The 22398-nt window shown below is 67.4% G+C and carries 22 protein-coding genes and 2 tRNA genes; 8 read left to right on the top strand and 16 right to left on the bottom strand.

Annotated features, from left to right (window positions below; genetic code table 11):
• Positions 1–126: 126 nt before the first annotated feature.
• The 4 genes from J2728_RS11575 to J2728_RS11590 all read right to left on the bottom strand — a co-directional run bounded on the left by J2728_RS11575 (position 127) and on the right by J2728_RS11590 (position 5820).
• Positions 127–2850, bottom strand: a complete 2724-nt coding sequence (locus tag J2728_RS11575) for a valine--tRNA ligase (RefSeq protein WP_309999225.1) — start codon at positions 2848–2850, stop codon at positions 127–129.
• Positions 2851–2976: 126 nt separating this feature from the next.
• Positions 2977–3543 (bottom strand): pole-organizing protein PopZ, encoded by a 567-nt coding sequence (popZ, locus tag J2728_RS11580; RefSeq protein WP_309999227.1) that lies wholly within the window; start codon positions 3541–3543, stop codon positions 2977–2979.
• 133 nt (positions 3544–3676) lie between these two features.
• Positions 3677–5119, bottom strand: a complete 1443-nt coding sequence (locus J2728_RS11585; protein WP_309999228.1) for a TolC family outer membrane protein — start codon at positions 5117–5119, stop codon at positions 3677–3679.
• A 128-nt stretch (positions 5120–5247) separates the two neighbouring features.
• Positions 5248–5820 (bottom strand): protein-L-isoaspartate O-methyltransferase family protein, encoded by a 573-nt coding sequence (locus J2728_RS11590; RefSeq protein ID WP_309999229.1) that lies wholly within the window; start codon positions 5818–5820, stop codon positions 5248–5250.
• A gap of 292 nt (positions 5821–6112) precedes the next feature.
• Here J2728_RS11590 and J2728_RS11595 point away from each other — a divergent pair, with 292 nt between their 5' ends.
• The 3 genes from J2728_RS11595 (at position 6113) to J2728_RS11605 (ending at position 9660) form a co-directional block, all read left to right on the top strand.
• Positions 6113–6310: a hypothetical protein gene (locus tag J2728_RS11595; protein ID WP_309999230.1), complete on the top strand. Its 198-nt coding sequence runs from the start codon at positions 6113–6115 to the stop codon at positions 6308–6310.
• Between the two features lie 98 nt (positions 6311–6408).
• Complete coding sequence (locus J2728_RS11600; RefSeq protein ID WP_309999231.1) at positions 6409–7482, top strand: glycosyltransferase family 4 protein; 1074 nt, start codon at positions 6409–6411, stop codon at positions 7480–7482.
• 15 nt (positions 7483–7497) lie between these two features.
• Positions 7498–9660: an amylo-alpha-1,6-glucosidase gene (locus J2728_RS11605; RefSeq protein WP_309999233.1), complete on the top strand. Its 2163-nt coding sequence runs from the start codon at positions 7498–7500 to the stop codon at positions 9658–9660.
• Between the two features lie 7 nt (positions 9661–9667).
• Here the strand turns inward: J2728_RS11605 and J2728_RS11610 are convergent.
• The 3 genes from J2728_RS11610 to J2728_RS11620 all read right to left on the bottom strand — a co-directional run bounded on the left by J2728_RS11610 (position 9668) and on the right by J2728_RS11620 (position 10889).
• Positions 9668–9742: transfer RNA gene (locus tag J2728_RS11610), tRNA-Asn, on the bottom strand.
• 155 nt (positions 9743–9897) lie between these two features.
• Positions 9898–9972 (bottom strand) — tRNA-Asn (locus J2728_RS11615).
• A gap of 212 nt (positions 9973–10184) precedes the next feature.
• A complete protein-coding gene (locus J2728_RS11620; RefSeq protein WP_309999235.1) occupies positions 10185–10889 on the bottom strand; it encodes a glutathione S-transferase N-terminal domain-containing protein in 705 nt (234 codons plus the stop codon).
• Between the two features lie 164 nt (positions 10890–11053).
• Between J2728_RS11620 and J2728_RS11625 the strand changes: the two genes are divergently transcribed.
• A complete protein-coding gene (locus tag J2728_RS11625) occupies positions 11054–11476 on the top strand; it encodes a hypothetical protein (RefSeq protein WP_309999237.1) in 423 nt (140 codons plus the stop codon).
• Position 11477: 1 nt separating this feature from the next.
• Here J2728_RS11625 and J2728_RS11630 read toward each other — a convergent pair whose 3' ends face one another.
• The 3 genes from J2728_RS11630 to J2728_RS11640 are packed head-to-tail and all read right to left on the bottom strand — an operon-like array spanning position 11478 to position 14639.
• Positions 11478–11915 carry a VOC family protein gene (locus J2728_RS11630; RefSeq protein ID WP_309999239.1) on the bottom strand — a complete coding sequence of 146 codons (438 nt, stop codon included), beginning with the start codon at positions 11913–11915 and terminating at the stop codon, positions 11478–11480.
• A gap of 58 nt (positions 11916–11973) precedes the next feature.
• A complete protein-coding gene (locus J2728_RS11635) occupies positions 11974–13902 on the bottom strand; it encodes an ABCB family ABC transporter ATP-binding protein/permease (protein WP_309999471.1) in 1929 nt (642 codons plus the stop codon).
• The gene (locus J2728_RS11640; RefSeq protein ID WP_309999241.1) at positions 13833–14639 is read right to left on the bottom strand and encodes a hypothetical protein; all 807 of its coding nucleotides are present in this window, start codon (positions 14637–14639) and stop codon (positions 13833–13835) included. The genes J2728_RS11635 and J2728_RS11640 overlap by 70 nt, the downstream gene beginning before the upstream one ends.
• 74 nt (positions 14640–14713) lie before the next feature.
• Between J2728_RS11640 and J2728_RS11645 the strand changes: the two genes are divergently transcribed.
• Entirely contained in the window at positions 14714–15322 is a 609-nt protein-coding gene (locus J2728_RS11645; RefSeq protein ID WP_309999243.1) for an LOG family protein, read from the top strand.
• 103 nt (positions 15323–15425) lie between these two features.
• Entirely contained in the window at positions 15426–15752 is a 327-nt protein-coding gene (locus J2728_RS11650) for a DUF8200 family protein (RefSeq protein WP_309999245.1), read from the top strand.
• A 79-nt stretch (positions 15753–15831) separates the two neighbouring features.
• Here the strand turns inward: J2728_RS11650 and J2728_RS11655 are convergent, their stop codons facing one another.
• From J2728_RS11655 to J2728_RS11670, 4 genes are all read right to left on the bottom strand, one after another.
• Entirely contained in the window at positions 15832–15966 is a 135-nt protein-coding gene (locus J2728_RS11655) for a hypothetical protein (protein ID WP_309999472.1), read from the bottom strand.
• Between the two features lie 400 nt (positions 15967–16366).
• On the bottom strand, positions 16367–17506 hold the full coding sequence (locus J2728_RS11660) for an acyl-CoA dehydrogenase family protein (RefSeq protein ID WP_309999247.1): 1140 nt from the start codon (positions 17504–17506) through the stop codon (positions 16367–16369).
• 101 nt (positions 17507–17607) lie between these two features.
• The gene (locus tag J2728_RS11665) at positions 17608–18822 is read right to left on the bottom strand and encodes an acyl-CoA dehydrogenase family protein (protein ID WP_309999248.1); all 1215 of its coding nucleotides are present in this window, start codon (positions 18820–18822) and stop codon (positions 17608–17610) included.
• A gap of 151 nt (positions 18823–18973) precedes the next feature.
• On the bottom strand, positions 18974–19855 hold the full coding sequence (locus tag J2728_RS11670) for a nicotinate-nucleotide--dimethylbenzimidazole phosphoribosyltransferase (protein ID WP_309999250.1): 882 nt from the start codon (positions 19853–19855) through the stop codon (positions 18974–18976).
• Between the two features lie 97 nt (positions 19856–19952).
• Here J2728_RS11670 and J2728_RS11675 point away from each other — a divergent pair, with 97 nt between their 5' ends.
• On the top strand, positions 19953–20180 hold the full coding sequence (locus tag J2728_RS11675) for a DUF1289 domain-containing protein (RefSeq protein ID WP_309999251.1): 228 nt from the start codon (positions 19953–19955) through the stop codon (positions 20178–20180).
• Positions 20181–20184: 4 nt separating this feature from the next.
• Here the strand turns inward: J2728_RS11675 and J2728_RS11680 are convergent, their stop codons facing one another.
• The gene (locus J2728_RS11680; protein WP_309999252.1) at positions 20185–20508 is read right to left on the bottom strand and encodes a hypothetical protein; all 324 of its coding nucleotides are present in this window, start codon (positions 20506–20508) and stop codon (positions 20185–20187) included.
• 280 nt (positions 20509–20788) lie between these two features.
• Here J2728_RS11680 and J2728_RS11685 point away from each other — a divergent pair, with 280 nt between their 5' ends.
• Positions 20789–21307: a TIGR02281 family clan AA aspartic protease gene (locus tag J2728_RS11685; RefSeq protein ID WP_309999254.1), complete on the top strand. Its 519-nt coding sequence runs from the start codon at positions 20789–20791 to the stop codon at positions 21305–21307.
• 2 nt (positions 21308–21309) lie between these two features.
• Here the strand turns inward: J2728_RS11685 and dusA are convergent, their stop codons facing one another.
• Complete coding sequence (dusA, locus tag J2728_RS11690) at positions 21310–22323, bottom strand: tRNA dihydrouridine(20/20a) synthase DusA (protein WP_309999256.1); 1014 nt, start codon at positions 22321–22323, stop codon at positions 21310–21312.
• Positions 22324–22398: the final 75 nt, after the last annotated feature.

Genomic DNA, 22398 nt, shown 5'->3' on the forward strand with positions numbered 1-22398 from the left:
GGCGACGCCCGTAATCCACCCCCGAACGGACCATTGACGTGTTCACGATCAGCGCAAGGGACCAGCGGTTTCCAGTACCGGTGCATCCCCCCATTTCAGGGCAAGGAAGGCAGGTCTAGGTCGTCTTTACCCCACCGACGCCAGCCGTCCGAGCGCCGCCTCGAGCTTGGCCTTGGCCGCTTCCGCCTCGGCCAGACGCTCGCGATTCTCCTCGACCACCTCTTCCTTGGCGCGGGCCAGGAAGTCGGGGTTGCCGAGCTTCTTGTTGACCTTCTCGATCTCGCCGACGTGGCCGGCGATCTCCTTGGTCAGGCGCGCCTTCTCGGCGGCTAGGTCGATGAAGTCGGCGATGGCCAAGGCGCCGGTCGCCTCGCCCATCACGATCGGAACAGAGCCGGCGGGCGTGGCGTCGGCCTCGCGGGCGCTGTCGAGACGCGCCAGGGTCAGCAGCAGGTCGCGGTGGCGGGCCAGACGGGCCTTGGTCTCGGGACCAGCGCCGACGACGCTGAGCGCGGGCTTGGCCGACGGCGGCACGTTCATCTCGGCGCGGATCGAGCGGATCTCGCCCACGGTCTCGACCAGCCAGCCGATCTCGGCCTCTGCCTCGGCGTCGATCCAGTCGGCGGGCAGCTCGGGCCACTTAGCCGAGATCAGCATGCTCTCGCGGGCCGGGCCGACGAATTCGGCGGTCTTCTGCCACAGCTCCTCGGTGATGAACGGCATCACCGGGTGCAGCAGCTTCAGGATCACGTCCAGCGCCCAGGCGGCGGTGGCGCGGGTCTCGGCCTTGGCCGCCGCGTCATCGCCGTTCAGGATCGGCTTGGCCAGCTCCAGGTACCAGTCGCAGAACACGTTCCAGACGAAGCGGTACAGCGCGCCGGCGGCCTCGTCGAACGACGGGGCTTCCAGGGCCTTGGTGACCTCGGCCACGGTCTTGACCGTCTCGCCGCGGATCCACTTGTTGATCGGCTGCTGGACGGTGGCCGGATCGAAGCCCTCGACGCGCACGCACTCGTTCATCTGGGCGAAGCGCGAGGCGTTCCACAGCTTGGTGCCGAAGTTGCGATAGCCCTCGATGCGCTGCTTGGAGAGCTTGATATCGCGCGCCTGACCCGACATCGCCGTCAGGGTGAAGCGCACGGCGTCGCAGCCCAGTTCGTCGATCAGGATCAGCGGATCCATCACGTTGCCCTTGGACTTGCTCATCTTGGCGCCCTTCTCGTCACGGACGAGGGCGTTGATGAAGACCTGCTTGAACGGCGCTTCGCCCATGAAGTGGATGCCCATCATCATCATCCGGGCGACCCAGAAGAAGATGATGTCGAAGCCCGTCACCAGGGTGCTGGTCGGGTAGAACTTGGCCAGGTCGGCGGTCTTCTCGGGCCAGCCCAGGGTCGAGAACGGCCACAGGGCCGAGCTGAACCAAGTGTCGAGGACATCTTCGTCCTGAGTCAGGACGACGTTCTCGCCGAACTGGGCCTTGGCCGCGGCGTAGGCGGCTTCCTCGGTCTCTTCGACGAAGATCGAGCCTTCCGGCCCGAACCACGCCGGAATGCGGTGGCCCCACCAGAGCTGGCGCGAGACGCACCAGGGCTCGATGTTGCGCAGCCATTCGAAGTAGGTCTTCTCCCAGTGCTTGGGCTCGAAGACGGTCTCGCCGCTCTCGACCGCCTTCAGGGCCGGCTGGGCCAGGGTCTTGGCGTCGACGTACCACTGGTCGGTCAGGAAGGGCTCGATGACCACGCCCGAACGGTCGCCGTGCGGGACCATGTGCTTGGTCTTCTCGATCTCCTTCAGCCAGCCCTCTTCCTCGGCGCGGGCGACGATGGCCTTGCGCGCGACGAAGCGGTCCATGCCCTGGTACTCGGCCGGAACGTTCTCGTTCAGCTTGGCCTCGACCGTCAGGATGTTGATGGCTTCCAGGCCCGCGCGCTTGCCGACGCCGAAGTCGTTGAAGTCGTGGGCGGGCGTGATCTTGACCGCGCCCGAGCCCTTGGTCGGGTCGGCGTAGTCGTCGGCGACGATCGGGATGCGGCGGCCGACGATCGGCAGGGTCACGAACTTGCCGACCAGGCCCTTGTAGCGCTCGTCGTCCGGGTGAACGGCGACGCCGGTGTCGCCCAGCATCGTTTCGGGACGCGTGGTGGCCACGACGATGTAGTCGCGGGTCTCGAACTGCGTCGGCTTGCCGTCCTCGTCGAAGGCGATCGGGTGCTGGTAGGTGACGCCATCGGCCAGCGGATAGGCGAAGTGCCAATAGGCGCCGTCGACCTCCTTCTGCTCGACTTCGAGGTCGGAGATGGCGGTCTGGAACTGCGGGTCCCAGTTGACCAGGCGCTTGTCGCGATACAGCAGGTTCTGCTTGTGGAGCTGGACGAACACCTTGCGGACGGCGGCCGACAGGCCTTCATCCAGGGTGAAGCGCTCGCGCGACCAGTCGCAGGACGCGCCCAGGCGGCGCAGCTGGTTGGTGATCGCGCCGCCGCTCTCGGCCTTCCATTCCCAGACCTTAGCGACAAAGGCGTCGCGGCCCATGTCGCGACGGCCGATGTTGCCAGCGGCGGCCAGCTGGCGCTCGACGACCATCTGGGTGGCGATGCCCGCGTGGTCGGTGCCCGGCAGCCAAAGGGCGGCCTTGCCGCGCATCCGGTGGAAACGGGTCAGCACGTCCTGCAGCGTGTTGTTCAGCGCGTGGCCGATGTGCAGCGAGCCCGTCACGTTCGGCGGCGGGATCACGATGACGAACGGTTCGGCGCTCGGATCCTCGACGGGCTTGAAGGCCCCGGAGGCCTCCCAGGCGGCGTACAGGCGGGGTTCGACGGATTTGGGATCGAAGGTCTTTTCGAGCATGGCGGTGGGGATATGCCATCTGCGGCCCGCTCGGGGAACCGGCGGGGCCTGGATTTGTGGGGTAATTCGCAACGAAAAAGGCGGCCGCCGCGGCGACCGCCTCGATTCTTCGCCGATCGAGCGCGCCTAGGGGCGACCGCGAGCGATGCGCTGGACTTCTTCCTCGACCTTGGTTTCCACGATACGCGGCAGGTTCTGGTCCAGCCACTCCTTGAGCAGCGGGCGCAGCAACTCGCGCACCACGTCTTCCAGCGTGCGGCCATCCTTGGGCATCAGCAGGGCCGAGCTCAGGCTGCCGAACGCCGAGGCGGCGGCCGAGGCGGCCGTTTCACCGACCAGATTATCAGCGGCTTCGTCGCGGTTGAAGGTCGGGACCGAGGGCGGCGGGGCCGGCTCGAGCTCGGGCTCCGAAGCGGGCGGCGAATAGACGTCGATGTCACCCACGGTCTCGAGCGGCGGCTCGGCCTCCACCTCGGGTTCGATCGGATCGGTCAGTTCAAGAACGTCTTCGCCGTCCCCCTCGCCCGCGAAATCCATGGCCGGTTCGGGTTCTGGCTCCAGCAGCGGCTCGGGTTCGGCCGCGGGAGCCTCCTCGGCCGCAGGCTCCGCCGGCGCGTCATCTTCGGAGATGATGCGCCGGATGGAGGCGAGGATTTCCTCCATCGTCGGTTCTTGAGAGCTCTGGTCGGACATGTGCGGGGGCCGTCGTAAGAAATACGAATCTGTACGCACGTCGCCGCGCGTTAAGCCACGATGGTGCAGACTTGAGCAGGTTAAGCAAGCTTAAGGATAAGCCGTGGGCTGAAACGACGCGGGATAACCGCGTCTACTTCGCCCCACTTTGAGCTTTCACCGACGGCGCGCCCACCTTGTCGACGGCTTGCACCACCGGCTCCCACGGAACCCAGCCGACGCTATGCGTCACCCGGTTGTACGACGTCTTCGGATCGTAAGCCGTCGTGTTGGCCGCGAGCTTGGTCACGCCCAGCTGGCCCATGGCCTGCAGCACCACGGCGCTCGCGACATATTCGTCGCGGCGGGCGCCGACCAGGGCGAGCTCGGCGTTCGACAGTTCCAGCTGGGCGTTCAGCACGTCCAGGGTCGTGCGCAGGCCCACCTGCTGCTCCTGGCGCACGCCTTCGAAGGCGATCCGCGTGGCGCGCACCTGCTCCTCGTTCGAGACCAGGTTGGCGCGCGAGGCCAGAAGATTGCTCCAAGCGTTGGAGACCTGCTGGATCGCGGTGCGCTTGGCGCTCTCGGTGGCGCCGCGGGCGGCGTTCTCGCGCTCGGTGGCGGCGCGGACCTGCGAGGTCGTCAGACCGCCGGTGAAGATCGGGATCGAGGCGGTGATCGCGCCCGAGACGGTGCGGTCGTAGTCGTCGAACTGGCTGCCGACGCCCGAGCGCTTGTCGGCGGCATAGCCCAACGAGGCGCGGGCCGAGACGGTCGGACGATAGCCGGCCTTGGCCACGGCGACGCGGGCGGCGGCGGCTTCTTCGCTGTAGCGGGCCGAGGTCACGCCCGGATTGGCGCTCTGGGCGGCCTCGAAGGCCTGATCGACCGAGGCGGGCAGCAAGGTGGCCAGGCTGGGCTCGGGCGCCAGTTCGCCCGGCGTCTGGCCGACCACGGCGGCGTAGGCCGCGCGGCTGACTTCCAGCTGCGCCTGGGCCGAGGACATGCCGGCCTTGGCCGCGGCGAGACGCGCCTGTGACTGAGCGACGTCGGTGCGGGTGATCTCGCCGACGTCGAAGCGGGCGTTGGATTCGTCGAGCTGGCGCTGCAGGACCGCCACGTTCTCCTTGGCGATGCGCAGGCGCTCCTGATCGCGGCGGACGTCGACATAGGCCTGGACGACATTGACCAGGACGTTCTGCTCGACCGCGCGCAGGTTCTCGCGGGCGGCCAGCACATCGGCCTCGGCGGCGCTGAGGTTGGCGCTGGCGCGCCCCCCCGTATAGAGCGGCTGGCTGATCGACAGGGTCGCGGAGCTGCCCGAGACCTTCACGTCGGGGCCGGTGTCGGGGGTGGCCTTCGAGCCGGTGACGTCCAGCTCACCGCCGATCGTCGGGCGGAAACCGGTCTTGGCCTGTACCACGCCCTCGTCGGTGATCCGGGTGCTGGCCCGCTGCTGCTGCAGGGTCGGGTTGGTCTGGTAGGCCAGGGCGATCGCGTCGGCCAGGGTTTCGGCATGAGCGGCGGAAAACACGCCCGCCATCAGGCCGGCGCTGCAAGCGGCGGCCAGCAATCCGGCCCGTCGACGGTTCGACATCTAGGTTCTATCCCCAATCACGCGAAGCTCGCGTACCACACTATGAGGCGTGTAAGTCGGACCGCCAGCCGTCGCTAGTTAAGCTTTTTTCACGCGGACGTTGCGACGCCCGCCCGCGCGAAGTCGCCCTAGAAGCTGAAGCCGGCCTCGACCTCGAAACCGGCCAGGATCGGCGGCGAGGCGTCGAAGGCCTGGCGACGACCCACGCCGTCCTCGGCGCGAAGATAGATGACGGCGCGCCCGACCGGACCGGTGCGCTCGATCACGCCCAGACGGCCGCCGACGGCCAGGGCGTCTTGCCACGACTTCGGCGCGGCCGCGACGGCGCCCTCGCAGATGATCACGTCATAGTCGCCGCCGGGAACGGCCTTCAGGTCATCCCCTTCCAGGCGGGTGACCGACAGACCCATCGCTTCCATGACGGCGGCGGCGTAGGGCGCGGCGATCGCCAGGGCCTTCTCGCCCTCGCGCGGCTTCAAGTTCTGCAGCAGCTTGCCCACTTCGCGCGGGCGCAGCAGCCAACGGCCGGGCGCGTATTCGATATCGGTGTCGGCATAGGCCAGATAGGCCTTGGCGGCGGGGACCACCGCCTCGCGCGGCGTCACGCGGAGGGCGTCCTGCAGCGGCAGGTCGGTGACGTCGGCGGTGCGAATCTGGCTCTCGACCATGTTCAGCCGCGCGGCGGCGAAGTCGGTGCTCATGGAATCCCTCGAAGGACTGGACTTTCGAGCAGGCTTATAGGTCCGGCGGTCGCCCAAACGCAATGCGATCGCGCGGCGCGGGCCGGCTAAAGCGCGCCGCCGAACGGCCTTAAGGGTGACAACAAAGCCTGAAGGGATGAGGGAAAGGGCAAACCACGGGATTTGGGGCGCCAATCGGCCATTTGTCACTCAACGCAGATTGATCCCGCGCGGTTTATGGTAAAGGTAACTCTACCATTGGTGCTCACCCAGGGGGGAAGCCAAAACACGTCGGCTTTGTGAGGTTTTTATCATGCTTAACGCGAATGTCGTGATCATCGGGGCGGTGGTTGCGCTGGTCGTGATCTATTTCCTGCCGCAATTTACAACCGCGGCGCGCAAGGCCTATGGCCGCTGGCGCAGGCACAGACGAGATCTTCGCCTGGAGCGCGAGCGGCTGGCTCGCGAGGAGCGTATGGCGCGCACAGCGCAAAACACCTCGCCGCAATAAGGCGACAACGAGGCCGCGGCGGAACAAAAGCCGGCCAACGGAACTCTTTGGAGGCGGCCCCCAACGCCGCCTCCAGTTCCTCGTCCAAGGTTCGCCGCATGAAGATCGCCCAGATCACGCCCCTCTATGAGGCCGTTCCTCCGCGTCTGTACGGAGGCACCGAGCGCGTTGTCGCGCACTTGACCGACGCCTTGGTTGATCTCGGGCACGAGGTCACCCTGTTCGCAAGCGGCGAGGCCGAGACCAAGGCCAAGCTGGTCGCGGTTCGGGATCAGGCGATCCGGCTCGACCCCGCTCCCCTGAAATCAGACCTGGCGGCGCACATGGCGCAGATCGCCGAGGTCCGGGCGATGGCGGGCGAGTTCGACGTCATCCACTTCCATACCGACATGATCCACTTCCCGTTCTTCGCGGATCGGGCGGAGAACACGCTGACGACCCTTCACGGCCGTCTGGACCTGAAGGACCTGCCGGCGGTCTACAAGCGCTGGCCGCAATTCCCGCTGGTCTCGATCAGCGACGACCAGCGCCGTCCGCTCCCGTTCGCGAACTGGGCCGGCACCGTGCATCACGGAATGAACGCCGACATCTATGGCTACTCGGAAAAGAGCGACGGCTATCTGGCCTTCCTCGGCCGAATCTCCCCCGAGAAGCGCCCCGACCGCGCGATCAACCTGGCCAAGCGCCTGGGCAAGCGCCTGAAGATCGCGGCCAAGGTGGACGCCGCCGACCGCGCCTATTTCGAGGACAAGATCGCGCCGATGATGCTGGGCGAGCCGCTGATCGAGTTCATCGGCGAGATCGGCGATAGCGAAAAGTCGGCCTTCCTCGGCGGCGCCGACGCCCTGCTCTTCCCGATCGATTGGCCCGAGCCCTTCGGTCTGGTGATGATCGAGGCCATGGCCTGCGGCACGCCGGTCATCGCCTATCGCTGCGGCTCGGTGCCCGAAGTCATCGATCACGGCCTCACCGGCTTCATCGTCGATAACGACGAAGAGGCGCTCGCGGCGATCAAACAGGTCGAAAGCTTGGATCGAAAAGCGGTGCGGCAGCGTTTCGAGCAGCGGTTCTCGTCCGAGGCGATGGCTCGGCGTTACGTCGCGCTCTATGAACGGCTGCGCGACGGCGCCGCCGTCTATCCGTCCTTGGTCGAGCTCGCGGCGAGCGCATGACGTGAAGGAGGGGCAATGGACGATCTCGCACCGGCTATCGAGGCGCCGGTCGATTACGGGGTGACGGCGGAGGTCCGCGCACCGCAGAATCTCTATGCCCTGAAGGACAAAGACACCTTCATCGTCGCCGACCAGTTCGGTGATATCGCCGGACAAGGCGATGGTCTGTTTCACAACGATACGCGAATTCTATCGCACTACCGCCTGACCCTGGGCGGCCACGCGCCTTCCCTGCTGTCCGCCGCCGTCGCGCACGACAACGTCTTTTTCACCTGCAACGCGACCAATCAGGCTCTGCCCTATCCTGGCGGCCCCATGGGCCCGCCAGGCGTGCTGCATATCGAGCGGAAACGGTTCCTGTGGGGCGAGCGCCTTTACGAACGAATTCGCTGCGTGAACTACAGCCGCGACCTCGTCCTCCTGCCGATGGCGATCGAATTCGACGCCGACTTTCGCGACATGTTCGAGGTTCGCGGCACGCGCCGCGCCCGGAGGGGCGAAAAGGGCCCGCCGCATATCGACGGCCGTCGGGTCTCCTACAGCTATGTCGGCCTGGATGGCGTCGAGCGATCCTCCTTCGTCAGCTTCTCTGACGCGCCGTTCCGCCTGAGCGCCCACAAGGCGGAGTTCATGTTCAGCCTGCAGGCCGAGGGCGTGATCGAGCTCTATATCGAGATCGGCGCGGTCGACGGCCACGTCCCCAGCCGCGAGCGATACCGCGACGCGGCCGCCCAAGCCCGCTGGGACATGCGTTCGCGCCGTCGCCACGGCGCGCGCCTGAAGAGTTCGGGCCGGCTGTTCAACGAGTGGCTGGGCAAGTCCCGCTCGGATCTCGCCCTGCTGACGACACGGATGGAGACCGGCCCCTACCCCTATGCCGGCATCCCTTGGTTCTCCACCGCCTTTGGCCGCGACGCGATCATCACGGCCTGGCAGATTCTTTGGTTCGAGCCGTCGCTGGCCAAGGGCGTGTTGCGCTATCTGGCGGCGCATCAGGCCCAGGAGCGCTCGGCGTTCCGCGACAGCGCTCCGGGCAAGATCATGCACGAGACCCGCAAGGGCGAGATGCCGGCCTTGGGCGAAGTGCCATTCGGCCGCTACTACGGCGGGGTCGACACCACGCCTCTATTCGTGGCTCTGGCGGACGCCTATCAGGCCCGGACGGGCGACGACCGGCTGATCGACGAGCTCTGGCCCGCGCTGGTGCGCGCCATGCACTGGATCGAGCATGACGGCGACAGCGATGGCGACGGCCTGATCGACTACGCGCGCGGCCAGGACAGCGGGCTTTCCAACCAGGGTTGGAAGGACAGCGAGGATTCGGTCTTCCACGCCGACGGCCGATATCCCTCGGGTCCTATCGCCTTGGTCGAGGTTCAGGGCTACGCGTTCGCCGCCTATCGCGGCATGGCGCGACTGGCCGAGCGCCGGGGCGAGGTCGGCCAGGGCATGCTCTGGCGCCAGAAAGCCGAACGCCTGCGCGAGAAGGTCGAGACACTCTTCTGGATGGAGGAGCGCGGCTACTACGGCATCGCCGTCGATGGCCAGGGCCAGCTTTGCCGCGTGTTGTCGTCGAACCCGGGTCACCTGCTGTTCTGTGGCCTGCCGACGCCGGAACGGGCGCGCGAGGTGTCCGACAGATTGCTCTCGGGCGCCTTCAACTCCGGGTGGGGCCTGCGAACGCTGGCCTCCGGCGAGGCGCGGTTCAATCCCATCAGCTACCACAACGGCTCGGTCTGGCCGCACGACACGGCGCTGTGCGTGATGGGTCTGTCCCGATATGGCGAACGAGACGGCGTGGTGAAGCTGACGGCCGATCTTTTCGAGACCGCCAGCCGGATGGGCATGCGCCTACCGGAGCTGTTCTGTGGCTTCCCACGCTCGCCGGGCGAGCCGCCGGTGGCCTATCCGGTGGCCTGCCTGCCCCAGGCCTGGGCCGCCGGCTCCGTGTTCATGATGCTGCAGGCGTGCCTGGGCATCACCATCGACGCCAATCGCAACGAGATCATCCTGGTCGACCCTCGCCTGCCCATCGGCATCGACCGCCTGCGTGTCGAGCACCTGCGCGTGGGGTCCGAAAGCGTCGACCTGACGTTCGAGCGCCAGGGCGACCGGGTCACGGTCCACACCGAGGGCGGCGCGCCGATCACGATCCGGTCCAAGCCGGTCTGGGATTAAGGGGGAGTGGCTCCGCGGGTAGGATTCGAACCTACGACCAGCCGGTTAACAGCCGGCTGCTCTACCACTGAGCTACCGCGGAACAGGTCGCTCTCAAGAGAGGCCGCGTGATAGCCGCCGCGCGGAGTCGATGCAAGCGGCGAACACCGCCGGCGTCGAGACAAATGCACGCGGCCGCCGGGTGCGGCGGCTAAGCTTTCGGATGTGAGAAATCTTCCGGAGAAGCGAAAGAAAGAGTGGCTCCGCGGGTAGGATTCGAACCTACGACCAGCCGGTTAACAGCCGGCTGCTCTACCACTGAGCTACCGCGGAACAGGTCGCTCTCAGAAGAGGCCGCGTGATAGCCGCCTCCCCGCGGCGATGCAAGCGCCTTGTTCTAAAAAAACAGCCCGGTACGAGACCGGGCTGTGGAAAGTCAGTGATGGTGGTGCGCCTTCAAAGAAGACGCGCGCAGGGTCGGGCGATCGTGGTTAACCAGACCCTAATTCTTAACGCGGAGGCGAAAAGGTCGCAGGCCCCTCGCCTCACGCGCGCTTGGGGATGTCGAGGCCGCGCTGAACGGCCGGTCGCGCCAAGCCCCGCTCCAGCCAGCGGGGCACGTGTTTCAGGGCCGCGTAGTCCACCAGATCGCTCGCGCCATAGAAGCCGACGAGATTGCGGACCCAGCCCAGTGTGGCGATGTCGGCGATCGTGTACTCGTCGCCCATGATCCAGGAGCGATCGGCCAGGCGCCCTTCCAGCACGCCCAGCAGCCGCTTTGATTCGGCGGCGTAACGGTCTCGCGGACGCTTGTCCTCGTAGTCCTTGCCCGCGAACTTATGGAAGAAGCCCAATTGGCCGAACATCGGCCCGATGGCCGCCATCTGGAAAAAGACCCACTGCAGCGTCTCGTAGCGGGCGGCCGGATCGGTCGGCAGGAACTGGCCGCTCTTGTCGGCCAGATAGACCAGGATCGCGCCGGATTCGAACAGAGCCAGCGGCTTCCCGCCCGGGCCGTTGGGATCGATGATCGCCGGGATCTTGCCATTCGGGTTCAGCGACAGATAGTCCGGTTCCCAGGTTTCGTTCTTGCCGATGTCGATCAGGTGCGGCTCGTACGGCAGACCCGTCTCTTCCAGCATGATCGAGACCTTCACGCCGTTGGGCGTCGGCAGGGAATAGAGCTGGATCCGGTCGGGATGCTGGGCGGGCCAGCGGCGGGTGATCGGGAAGGCGGACAGATCCGACATGCGGTGAACCTCACGTTCGCTCCGGATCGGAGCCGCCAGGATCTGGCGTCTCGCCCCGTGCATTTCCAGTGCCGAAGTCTACCCAAAACGTGAAGTTCGCGCTGGGAGTGCTTTCCTCGCACAATGAACCCGGCTATCGGGAGCCCTCGGGGGGCTACAAGTAAATGGCGACTGCTGACGATCACTGGCCAGAGACGCTGAACCGCGTCGCCGCGATCCTGGATTTCGAACTCACCAACGAAAAACTCGGCGCGAACACCACCAGGCCCAGCTTCAGGATGCGCGCGGTCGCGCCTTCGGACCTGTCCGCCCTTCCGGTGATGGTCGAAACGGCCGTGCGGGCCGGACTGGAGATCGACCGGCTGATCTCCCTGCCCGGTCCGGGGGCCTTCGACGTCCAGGCGCGCAAGGTCCGCCAAGCCCTGGTGGAAGCCCTGAACAAGGAGCCTCCCGGCGCGGCCCGCTCGCCGTTCGTCACCGGCTACAAGACCGCCTATCGCGTCGAGCTGGCGCGGGTGATCTGGAAGGCCATCGCCGACGCGCCGGTCCGGCGCTTGGAAGACCTGGCCCGCGCCCGTCTCGTTTGACCTACCAGGCGCCGGTATTGGGCATGGACGCCCATGGCTCGGCCGGCGACAGAGCGCCATCCTGCAGCAGTTCGACAGAGATGCCGTCCGGCGAGCGCACGAACGCCATGTGGCCGTCGCGCGGGGGACGGTTGATCGTCACCCCCATGTCCATCAGGCGCTGGCACGTCGCGTAGATGTCGTCGACGCGATAGGCCAGGTGACCGAAGTTGCGGCCGCCCAGGTACTCTTCGTCATCCCAGTTGTAGGTCAGCTCGACCATCGGGGCCTTGCGCGTCTTGGCCATCTCGACGTCTTCCGGCGCCGCGAGAAACACGAGCGTGAAGCGGCCCTTCTCGTTCTCCATCCGGGACATCTCCTGGAGCCCCAGGCCCTGGCAGTAGAACCGCAGCGAGGCGTCCAGATCGCGGACGCGAACCATGGTGTGCAGATAGCGCAAGGCGGAACTCCTCTGGAAACGTCGTCGATATAGTCTCCCCGCCGGGCGCGGCGAAGGCCTAAACCGGTTCGCGCTCGCGAGTCTGGCGCCGCCACAGGGCGGCATACTCGCCGCTGGCCTCCAGCAGCGCTTCGTGTCGGCCGCGCTCGACCACCTTGCCTCGCCGCAGCACCACGATCTCGTCGGCGTCGGCGATGGTCGAGAGCCGGTGCGCCACGACCAGCGTCGTGCGTCCCGCCCGCGCCTTGCGCAGCGTCGCTTGGATGGCGGCCTCGGTCCGGCTGTCCAGCGCGCTGGTCGCCTCGTCCAGGATCAGCACGCGCGGATCGGCCAGCAGGGCCCGGGCGATGCCGACCCGCTGGCGCTCGCCGCCGGAAAGCTTCAGGCCGCGCTCGCCGACCTTGGTGGCCATGCCCTCTGGCAGGTTGCGGATGAATTCGCCGAGCTCCGCCGCCTCCGCCGCCGCCCAGACCTCGGCCTCGGTCGCCTGGGGCCGGGCGAAGGCGATGTTGGCGGCCAGGGTGTCGTTGAACAGCGCCACGTCCTGCGGCACCAGCGCCACCGCCCGCCTCAGCGAGGCCTGGGTCAGCGCGCGCAGATCATGCCCATCCAGGGTGATCCGGCCCTCCTGCGGATCGATCATCCTCAGGGCCAGTCTCACCAGCGTGGTCTTGCCCGCGCCCGAGGGGCCGACAATGGCCACGGTCGTTCCCGGCGCGAGCGTCAGCGAGACGTCCGCCAGGCCCTCGGAGCGGGCGCCATGGCGGAAGGAGACCTTCTCGAACGCCACCGCCCCGCCCCTGCGATCGGCGCCGGGCGGCAGGTCGATGGCGTCCGGAGCGTCGGCCACGTCGGCGCTCTGTCGGCGCAGCTCCATCATCGCCTCCATGTCGATCAGCGACTGGCGGATCTCGCGATAGGCGAAGCCGAGGATGTTCAGCGGGGCGTAGAGATTGATCAGGATCAGGATGGCCGCCGTGACGTCCCCGGGCCCGATGCGACCGGTCGCGGCCTCCGCCCCCGCCAGCACCGCCATGCCGCCCAGGCCCACGCTCATCACGGCCGCCTGCACCATGTTCAGCAGGTTCAGCGAGTTGGTCGCCTTGATCTGGGCTTCGCCATAGCGATCCAGCGCCCCGCCATAGCCGGCGACCGCCCTCTCCTCCGCGCCGAACGACTTGACCGTCTCGTAGTTCAGCAAGGCGTCCACCGCGCGGCCCGCGGCCTCGGCATCGGCCTCGTTCAGAACCCGACGATGGCCGATGCGCCAGTCCGAGATCGCGAAGGTCAGATAGCCGTAAACCGCCACGGTGCCCAACGCGATGGCCGCGAACCGCCAGTCATAGGCCTTGGCCAGCACGACGGCGGCCATGATCAACTCGACGCCGGTGGGCGCGAGGTTGAAGGCCAGGCTGCGCAGCAGGAAATCCATCGACCGCGCGCCCCGGTCGATCACCCGCGACAGCGAACCGGTCCGCTTGGACTGGTGGAAGTCGATCGACAGCGACAGGGCGTGCGAGAAGGTCTCGACCGCCGCCCGGTTCTGGGCGGCCTGGGCGACCGGCGTGAAGATCGTGTCGCGAGCCTGGGGCGCCGCAGCCGAGACGAAGCGGACGAACGCCCAGCCGACCGCCAGGCCCGCGAAGGCCCAGCTCACGGCGACGGCGGCGCTCTGCCCCGCCGACAGCTGATTGACCGCCTTGCCCAGCATCAGCGGCGCCAGCACGCCCAGCGCCTTGCCGGTCAGCGTCAGGATCAGGGCGACCGCGACCCGCCAGCGCAGGCCGGGCGCGCCTGAGCGCATGACCAGCCGAACCAGATCGCCCATGGCGCTCCAGAACCGCACGGGCTGTTCGCCCTTGGCGATGGCGCCGGCCGCGGCCTCGCGCCCCCGCGCGGGCGGGCCGCCCATGCCCCTCATCGTGGCCCGCCGATCAGCAGGGTGGTCTGGATCCCGCCGCCGGGCGTCATCCAGTCGATCCGCCAGCCCTGCGGCGCGCGCTCGGCGCGGAACGGACCGGTCACCAGCGGCCGCGGAGGAGAGGTCACGACCGACACGGCCGTTTCGCCACCATCCCCCGCCACTTGGATGTCGTGGGGCCCCGGAGCCAGGGAATCGGTCAGGGAGATGAAGAACCGCCCCTCGTCGTCGGTGCGTCCGCCGCCGCGCGTCACGCGATCAACCCGGACATTCAGCCCCGCGCCCGGCGTCGCCACGCCAGACACCACCGCCCCGCCCTCGCGATCAAGATCGATCGCGAGGATGCGCGGCGAGGAAGACGACGCCGCCAAGCGTCGGGCGCCGGCGCCGGCGCGCAAGAGCGCCACGTCGCCGCCCTCGGCCACCATGACGTAACCCTCGGCCTGCACCGAGCGGCCCTCCCGGGTGGTCGAAAGACCGAACAGGCGGACGCCGGGGGCGTTGGCGACGGTCAGGCTCCAGCGTCCTTCCTTGTCGGACCGCCCCGACACGGTCTCACCGGTGGGCGAACGAAGGCGCAGATCGGTCTCGGCCGCGCCTTGGCCCGACAGCGTGATCGCGCCGCCAGCCCGCTGGACGCTCTCGACGATCGGCGGCGCGACATAGCCGGCCTCGGCGCTGTCGATCGTCTCCGGCGCGTCGACGGGCTTGGGCGCGCTAGGTCCGCAGGCGGCCAGCAGCGCCGCGGCCAATCCCCCCGCGACGATCGGCGGCTTGCAACCCCGGAAGCGAATCCTGATCATGCGCCCTCAAATAGGAACGGTTCGAAGGCGCGCGAGGCCGCGCGCCTTTCGTCTTTTGTGTGGAGTGGACGACGATGCCCAACGAGTCTAGCCGTCTGGGCTCGGTCTGCGTCTATTGCGGATCGTCCAACACCGTCGATCCCAGCTACCTGACGGACGCCCAATTGATCGGCGAGAGTTTCGCCAGGGCCGGCCTGAAGCTCGTCTATGGCGGCGGCGGCGTCGGACTGATGGGCGCGGCCGCGCGGGGCGCCCACTCGGCCGGCGGCGCGGTGCTGGGCGTCATTCCCAGCTTCCTGCGGGGACGCGAGCAGCCTTTCGACGACGTCGAGACCGTGATCGTCGAGACGATGCACGAGCGCAAGATGCTGATGTTCGAGCGCTCGGACGCCTTCGTCGTGTTGCCCGGCGGCATCGGCACCCTGGAAGAAATCGTCGAATTGCTATCTTGGCGCCGTTTAGATCTTCACCAGAAGCCGATCGTGTTCCATAACCCCGGCGGCTTCTGGGACCCGTTCTTCGCCCTCATCCGGCACACGGTGGATCTGGGACTCACCCCGCCCAGCCTGCTGAACGCCTGGCGCGCGGTCGAGAAAGCCGAGGACGTCACCCCCGCCCTGCTGAACTGGGACGGCGAAATCGACGTCGCGGGCGAACCGGCCGCGCTTCGCCAGTTGACTTAGTTTCTAAAAGAGACGCACTATGCTCGTGAGCCGACGGTCATCGTGGACCGCGTGTGCTCGTGCGCCGGAACTCCCATCCGGCGCGGGGATAGGGGACTAAGGAATGCGTACCGCTGCTCACGCGGGCCTGATGGCCTGCGCTCTCATGGCTGGCCTGTCGGCCGGCTCCGCCTTCGCCGCCGACAGCGAAGGCGCCTGGCTCAAGCTGAAGACGCCCGCCACCAGCGAGCAATTCATCCAGGACGGGTCGGTCTGGCGCTGCAAGGCCGAGGTTTGCACCACGACCAAGGTCCGGGCCCTCCCCGTGGCGCGCGCCTGCCGCAAGCTGGCCGGCCAACTGGGCGAACTGACCGCCTTCAACTATCGCGGCGAACCGCTGGACGACGCCGCCATCACCGAGTGCAACACGGCGGCCAAGCCGAAGGGCTAAAACCCAGGAAGAAGGCCTCCGCCGGTTCCGACAGAGGCCTTCGCCTTGGGGGTTGTAACACTTGGTGACACTTGGAGACTTACTTTCGTCCTGACTTGGCGGACGACTTGACGGGCTTCGGGCTCGAACGACCACCCACCAGCATCCCGCCCATGAAAGCGAACGAGAGCATGGCGTGGTTCATCTTCGATACGTTCATTGCGGCGCCTCCCAGATGATCGGTTAGGATCAGGAGACGCGCGCGGCTTACAGGGGTGGTCCCCTCCTAGTCGTCAGCGCGTCGAGATGAGGTTCGCGCCTCTAGCGTGCGTCGGCAACGCGACAAAACGCGCGAGCGAGCTTGTCCGACGGCCGCGCCAACGCCCTCGCCACAAGGGAAAATTCATCCGCTTACGCACAAACCAGGCGGACCCGCCGCTCCGCTCGGCGTCACGCGGGCCAAGCCGCGCGGGCGATAGGCGATTGTCCGCCCACCCCATCCCGACGCCAGGTTTACGTTCATGGGCGCCTTCAGCGGCGAGCCGCGGCGCGCTCATGAAAAGGCCGCCCGCGTCAGCGTGACGCGGGCGGCCCGGGTATTTTCGAGGGTTGCTCCGTGGACCGAGCCGCGCTCGTCAGGCCGCGGCGTCGAACGACAGCGACTCATAGCGCTTCAGATGGTGGTCCACCGAGCCGAAGAGCCCTTCGATCAGGCTGGCGCGCTTGAAGTAGTGGCCGATGGCCAGCTCGTCGGTCATGCCCATGCCGCCATGGATCTGGATGGCGTTCTGGCCCACGAACTTGCAGGCGCGGCCGACGCGGACCTTCATGGCAGAGACCGCCTTGGCGCGCTCGTCGGCGTCTTCCTCGAGCTTGATGGTGGCCATGTAGGTCATCGACACCGACTGCTCGACCTCGATGAACATGTCGACCATGCGGTGCTGCAGCACCTGGAAGTTGGCGATGGCCGTGCCGAACTGCTTGCGCTGCTTGGCGTAGTCCAGCGTGCCCTCGTGCAGCTTGCGCAGCACGCCCACGGCCTCGGCGCCGACGGCGGCGGTGGCCTCGTCGATGACCTTGTCGACCAGGGCCAGGCCATCCTCGGCGATCAGCGCGTCGGCGGGGACCGAGACGTTCTCGAAATAGACTTCCGAGGCGCGGTTGCCGTCGACGGTGGGATAGTCGCGGGTGACGATCCCCGGCAGGCTCTTGTCGACCAGGAACACGCCGACGCCGCCAGCGTCGCGCTGGGCCCCACCGGTGCGGGCGGTGACGATCAGGTGGGTGGCGAACGGGGCGCCGATCACCACGGCCTTGTGGCCGTTCAGGACCCAGCCGCCGCCGTCTTTCTTGGCGGTGGTCTTCAGGTCGCGCCAGGTGTAGCGGGCCTGCGGCTCGGCATAGGCGAAGGCGATGGTGGTCATGCCGCCCACGACGCCCTCGATCACCGAGGCGGCCCCGGCATAGCCCGAGTGCTTCATGAAGCCACCGCCGATGACGACGGTGCCGAGGTAGGGCTCGATGACCAGCGCCTTACCGAACTCCTCCATGATGATCATGTTGTCGACCGCGCCGCCGCCCAGGCCGCCCAGCTCCTCGCTGAACGAGGCCCCCAGGATGCCCAGCTCCTCGGCGAACGCCTTCCAGTAGTCGGCCCGCCAGCCGCTGTCCGAGCTGACGATCTTGCGGCGGGTTTCGAAGTCGTACTTGTCAGCCAGGAAGCTCGCGACCGTGTCGCGGACCATCGACTGCTCTTCGGTGAAGTTGAAATCCATCCCTGGGTTTCCGTTCTTCTATCGCCCGGCGTTCGAGCCGGGTCGTTGAAATATGAGAGGCGGAGTCCGTGCCGCGCCGCGGCCCGGTTGGGTCGCCGGCGCTAGAGCCCCAGCACCATCTTGGCGATGATGTTGCGTTGGATCTCGTTGGAGCCGCCATAGATCGACGTCTTGCGGACGTTGAAATAGGTCGGCGCGGCGCGGTGGGCGAAGTCGGGGCCGATCGGGTGGGCGTTGTCGCCGTCGGTCGGGAAGCCGCGGAAGTACGGCGCGCCGTAGTGGCCGGCGGCCTCCAGCACCAGCTCGGTGATCCGCTGCTGGATCTCGGTGCCCTTGATCTTCAGCAGGCTCGACTCCGGACCGGGGCCCTTGCCGGCCGCTTCACCGGCCAGGGTGCGCAGTTCGGTGTATTCCAGCGCCGTCAGGTCGATCTCCAGCTCGGCGACCTTGCGCTTGAACATCGGGTCCTTGATCAGGGCCGAGCCGTCGTCGGAGAGCTCGGTCGAGGCGATCTGGCGGATGCGTTCGATGCCGCGCTTGGAGCGCGCCACGCCGGCGATGCCGGAGCGCTCGTGGGCCAGCAGGAACTTGGCGCAGGTCCAGCCCTTGTTCTCCTCGTAGATGCGGTTCTCGACCGGCACCTTGACGTTCTCGAGCCAGACCTCATTGACCTCGTGCTCGCCGCCCAGAGTGATGATCGGGCGCACGGTCACGCCGGGCGACTTCATGTCGATCAGCAGGAACGAGATGCCTTCCTGGATCTTGGCGTTCGGGTCGGTGCGGACCAGGCAGAAAATCCAGTCGCCGTGCTGGGCCAGGGTGGTCCAGGTCTTCTGGCCGTTGACCAGATAGTATTCCTTGCCGTCGTCGCCGGTGAAGCGCTCGGCCTTGGTCTTGAGGCTGGCCAGGTCCGAACCGGCGCCCGGCTCGCTATAGCCCTGCGACCACCAGATGTCGCCCGACAGGGTCGGCGGCAGGAAGCGCTCTTTCTGCTCCGGCGTGCCGAAGGTGTAGATCACCGGCCCGACCATGTTGATGCCGAACGGCAGGATCGGCACGCAGTCGGCGCGGGCGGTCTCTTCCGACCAGATGTAGCGCTGAACCGAAGACCAGCCCGGACCGCCGTATTGGGTCGGCCAGGCCGGGGCCACCCAGCCCTTCTTGGCCAGGACGCGGTGCCAGGAGAGGAAGTCCTCCTTGGCCATTTCCTCGCCCTCTTCCTGCTTTTCGCGCAGGCCCGCCGGATAGTTCTCGGCGATGAAGGCGCGCACCTCATCGCGGAAGGCGAGGTCCTCGGGCGAGAAGTCGAGATTCATGGCCAGCTCCCGTTCCAATCGGCCTCTCTACGGGAGGCCGTTATTGCGTTTCGAGCGCCACGATATCGGTCGAACGACCGTTTGGAAAGATGACGTTAGCGTCAACGGAAGCAAACATGATCCACGTTCACTTAAGCTGAAGCCGATCCGCCTACCGAACCTCGCAGGCCAGCTTGACGAGAGCCAGGGCCGAGGCGCCGCCGACGCCCTCCTCGTCAACGATATCGAGCGCCAGAAGCGGGCGCTTGTCGAGGATGTCGAGCAGGCGGGCGTGTCCCTTGGCGGGACTCACATGCGCGGCGAGACAATGGTCGATCGCCGTTGGCTCGACCGCGCGGAGGATGGCCGCGGCGGCGCAGGCGGCATAGCCGTCCAGCAGAACCGGAACTTTCTGAACGCGTGCGGCCAGGATCGCACCGAGCACCGCGGCGGTCTCGCGCCCGCCCAGTTGACGCAGGATCTCAAGCGGATCGTCGGTCATGCCCTCGGCCTTGGCGCGGGCGACCGCGGCGGCGACGGGTTCGGGATCATCCGACCAGTCCGAGGCCTCGCCGCCGAACAGCGCCAGGCAGACGGCGGCGGCGGTGCGGGCCGGCTCCGCCACGATGACGCCGGGGATCAGCAGATCGGGCTGCTTGGCCAGGGCCTCCATGCCGAAGGCCATGGTGGCGGCGGCTTCCTTCTCGCTCATCGAGGGCTTTTCGACGGAGTCCGGCGACGGGCGGTCGATGGCGAGGTCGAAGGCCTCCAGCCCCGCGCCCTGGACGCCGGCCAGGCGCGAGACGGTCGCGCCGCCCGAGGCGATGGCTTCCAGACGGTCGCGGGCGTAGCCGCGCGGTCCCACGCCCTGGCGGGCGCCGGCGTACAGCGCCACCACCGGACGGTTCACCGCCGGCGGGCTCTTGCCGCTCCAAGCCGTGAGCCAGGCCGAAATCTCGGCGAGCCGCCCCCCCTGCTCCAGCGTCGGAGACGGCCCCGGCGCGGGCGGCGAGACGGCGAGTTGGCGGATGTCGGCGAAGGGCGAAGCGGTCATGAGCGCGGACTTAAACCCGTCCGCGCCCAAAGCAACCCCCGATGAGCCCGAGATCCGCCCGCTTGCGCGTCGGCGGCGGAGCGGAGATGCTTAGGCCATGACGACAGCGCAGCCGGCCAGACCGCCCCGCCCGATCGCTACGCCTTGCGTGAAGGTGTGCGCGGTGGATGGCGCGAGCGGCTACTGCCTGGGTTGCCGCCGCACCCTGGCCGAGATCGCCGGTTGGGCGAAGCTGAGCGACGCTGAACGGGCGGCGATCACCGCCGCCCTCCCCGATCGCCCGGACCCGATGGTCGCCCTGATGGCGGCGACCACGGGGCGCTGAGACCTTACTTGCCGCCGGCGAGATAGGCGGCGCAGGCGCCGTCGCGCTTGGCTAGCAGTTTGGCCTTCTTGTCGCCCTCGGCGGCGTCGGCCTCCTTGCGCGCCGACAGGATTTTGTTGTTGGCCGAGTTGAGCACGGCCAGATCTCGCGAAGCGCTCTCGGCCTTCAGGAAGGAATCTAGAGCGGTCGTATCGAGCTTGCCGAGATTTTCCGAGGACGCCAGGCCGCGACACCGCGCCGCCTCCAGATAATCCAGGTTCGAGACTCCAGCCTGCGCGACGCCGGCGAAAGCCCCAAAGGCGACGGTGGCGATGATCAGCGCTTTCATGGTGTGTTTCCCTCGATGAGCCATTTACTAGACGCCAACGGGATAGCGCCACGCGGAATACGAGAGAAGTTAAATCGAATACATGAATTATATTATATAAAACCCCAGAAACATTACTTCGATGTAATATTGACTGCCGTGGGATCGCATATTCCAGGTTCCAAAAAAGACGGCCGCGCGCCTCCACACAAAACGCCCGCCGGATTCACGCCTTGAAAACGCCTGCCTCCTAATGATTGAAGAAAGCCGCAGAAGCGGTCTTGGGAGCCTATAAGGCGGGATGTCTTCGATGTTTAGGTTCGCGGCGATCGCTTTGGTGGGCGCCCTGTCGGCGGTAGGCGCGGCCAAGGCCGTCGTCTCACTGGACGATCTGCGTCATCCGGATCTGCGCGCGCCTTCGGCCGCGACCGCCACCCTGGGCGGCTCCGACAGCGGCTCGGCCGAGATCACCAAGGACAGCGACGGTCACTTCTGGGCCAAGGCCGCCGTCGACGGCCACGACGTCCGCTTTCTCGTCGACACCGGCGCCACCGCCGTCTCGCTCAGTATGGCCGACGCCCAGCGCCTGGGCATCGACACCAGCAAACTCACCTACGACTACAACGTGATCACCGCCGACGGCCGCACCCGCGCCGCCTCGGTCAAGCTGGCCAGCGTCGCCATCGCCGGCGCCAAGGTGCGCGACGTCGACGCCCTGGTCATCGAGAAGGGCCTCGAAAATTCGCTGCTGGGCATGAGCTATCTGGGCCGCCTGTCTCGGTTCGAGGCCACGCCGGAAGCCCTGATCCTGCACCCCTAGTCTCAGGCGGCGGGCGCTGTCCGCTCCTCCCGCGAGGCCAGCGCCGAACGCACCGCGTCCAGGGCGCGATCCACCACATCCAGCCCCGCGCCGGCCTTGACGCCTTCGACCGTCAGGATGCGCCGCCACGCCCGCGCGCCCGGCAGACCATGGAACAGGCCCAGCATGTGCCGCGTCATGGCCGCCAGGTGCGTCCCCGCCGCCAGTTCCCGCGCCAGATAGGGCAGATAGCGCTCGACCGCCTCGAAGCTGTCGACGTCCGCGACATCCAGCCCGAACACCCGCCGGTCGACCTCGCCCAGCAGGCCGGCCTCGTGATAGGCCGCGCGGCCCACCATCACGCCGTCGACGCCATTGGCCAGATGCTCCAGCGCCGCGTCGACGCTGGGCACGCCGCCGTTGATCGCGATGGTCAGGCTCGGCCGCTCGCGCTTGAGCCGATAGACAAGGTCGTAGTCCAGCGGCGGGATGTCCCGGTTCTCCTTCGGCGACAGGCCTTGCAGCCAGGCCTTGCGGGCGTGGACGATGAAGTTGTCGATCCCGGCGGCGGCGCAGCGGTCGACCAGGGCGAAGAGGCTCTCCTCGGGATCCTGGTCGTCGACGCCGATCCGGCACTTCACCGTCGCGGGAACCTTCACCGCGCCCTGGATCGCCGCCATGCACTCGGCCACCAAGTCCGGCTCGCGCATCAGGCAGGCGCCGAAGCGGCCGCTCTGGACGCGGTCCGAGGGACAGCCGACGTTCAGATTGATTTCGTCATAGCCCCAATCCTCCCCGATCCGAGCGGCCTGGGCCAACTCGGCCGGGTCAGATCCGCCGAGCTGCAGCGCCACCGGATGTTGGCCGGCGTCAAAGCCCAGCAGCTTTTCGCGGTCGCCATGGACCACCGCCCCACTGGTCACCATCTCGGTGTAGAGCAGCGCGCGGCTGGACAGGACGCGATGCAGCGACCGGCAGTGCCGGTCGGTCCAGTCCATCATCGGGGCGACGGAAAATCGGGCGGGCTGAAACGTCATGGCCTTGCTTCGCGGGACGCCTCGGGCGCCGGCTTCGAGCGCGCGTATATAGGCCAGACCTCGGACGGACGCGAC

Origin of the sequence: Caulobacter segnis, assembly GCF_031454995.1 — a bacterium.
In the GTDB taxonomy this organism is placed as follows: Bacteria; Pseudomonadota; Alphaproteobacteria; order Caulobacterales; family Caulobacteraceae; genus Caulobacter; species Caulobacter segnis_E.

What these genes read in the sequence shown, in the direction of transcription:
- J2728_RS11575 (WP_309999225.1), bottom strand. Translation starts at nt 2,850, where the DNA reads ATGCTCGAAAAGACCTTCGATCCCAAATCCGTCGAACCCCGCCTGTAC.
- J2728_RS11595 (WP_309999230.1), top strand. Translation starts at nt 6,113, where the DNA reads ATGCTTAACGCGAATGTCGTGATCATCGGGGCGGTGGTTGCGCTGGTC.
- J2728_RS11600 (WP_309999231.1), top strand. Translation starts at nt 6,409, where the DNA reads ATGAAGATCGCCCAGATCACGCCCCTCTATGAGGCCGTTCCTCCGCGT.
- J2728_RS11675 (WP_309999251.1), top strand. Translation starts at nt 19,953, where the DNA reads ATGACGACAGCGCAGCCGGCCAGACCGCCCCGCCCGATCGCTACGCCT.
- dusA (WP_309999256.1), bottom strand. Translation starts at nt 22,323, where the DNA reads ATGACGTTTCAGCCCGCCCGATTTTCCGTCGCCCCGATGATGGACTGG.
- J2728_RS11645 (WP_309999243.1), top strand. Translation starts at nt 14,714, where the DNA reads ATGCCCAACGAGTCTAGCCGTCTGGGCTCGGTCTGCGTCTATTGCGGA.
- J2728_RS11650 (WP_309999245.1), top strand. Translation starts at nt 15,426, where the DNA reads ATGCGTACCGCTGCTCACGCGGGCCTGATGGCCTGCGCTCTCATGGCT.
- J2728_RS11660 (WP_309999247.1), bottom strand. Translation starts at nt 17,506, where the DNA reads ATGGATTTCAACTTCACCGAAGAGCAGTCGATGGTCCGCGACACGGTC.
- J2728_RS11685 (WP_309999254.1), top strand. Translation starts at nt 20,789, where the DNA reads ATGTCTTCGATGTTTAGGTTCGCGGCGATCGCTTTGGTGGGCGCCCTG.
- J2728_RS11665 (WP_309999248.1), bottom strand. Translation starts at nt 18,822, where the DNA reads ATGAATCTCGACTTCTCGCCCGAGGACCTCGCCTTCCGCGATGAGGTG.
- J2728_RS11640 (WP_309999241.1), bottom strand. Translation starts at nt 14,639, where the DNA reads ATGATCAGGATTCGCTTCCGGGGTTGCAAGCCGCCGATCGTCGCGGGG.
- J2728_RS11620 (WP_309999235.1), bottom strand. Translation starts at nt 10,889, where the DNA reads ATGTCGGATCTGTCCGCCTTCCCGATCACCCGCCGCTGGCCCGCCCAG.
- J2728_RS11680 (WP_309999252.1), bottom strand. Translation starts at nt 20,508, where the DNA reads ATGAAAGCGCTGATCATCGCCACCGTCGCCTTTGGGGCTTTCGCCGGC.
- popZ (WP_309999227.1), bottom strand. Translation starts at nt 3,543, where the DNA reads ATGTCCGACCAGAGCTCTCAAGAACCGACGATGGAGGAAATCCTCGCC.
- J2728_RS11605 (WP_309999233.1), top strand. Translation starts at nt 7,498, where the DNA reads ATGGACGATCTCGCACCGGCTATCGAGGCGCCGGTCGATTACGGGGTG.
- J2728_RS11585 (WP_309999228.1), bottom strand. Translation starts at nt 5,119, where the DNA reads ATGTCGAACCGTCGACGGGCCGGATTGCTGGCCGCCGCTTGCAGCGCC.
- J2728_RS11670 (WP_309999250.1), bottom strand. Translation starts at nt 19,855, where the DNA reads ATGACCGCTTCGCCCTTCGCCGACATCCGCCAACTCGCCGTCTCGCCG.
- J2728_RS11590 (WP_309999229.1), bottom strand. Translation starts at nt 5,820, where the DNA reads ATGAGCACCGACTTCGCCGCCGCGCGGCTGAACATGGTCGAGAGCCAG.
- J2728_RS11625 (WP_309999237.1), top strand. Translation starts at nt 11,054, where the DNA reads ATGGCGACTGCTGACGATCACTGGCCAGAGACGCTGAACCGCGTCGCC.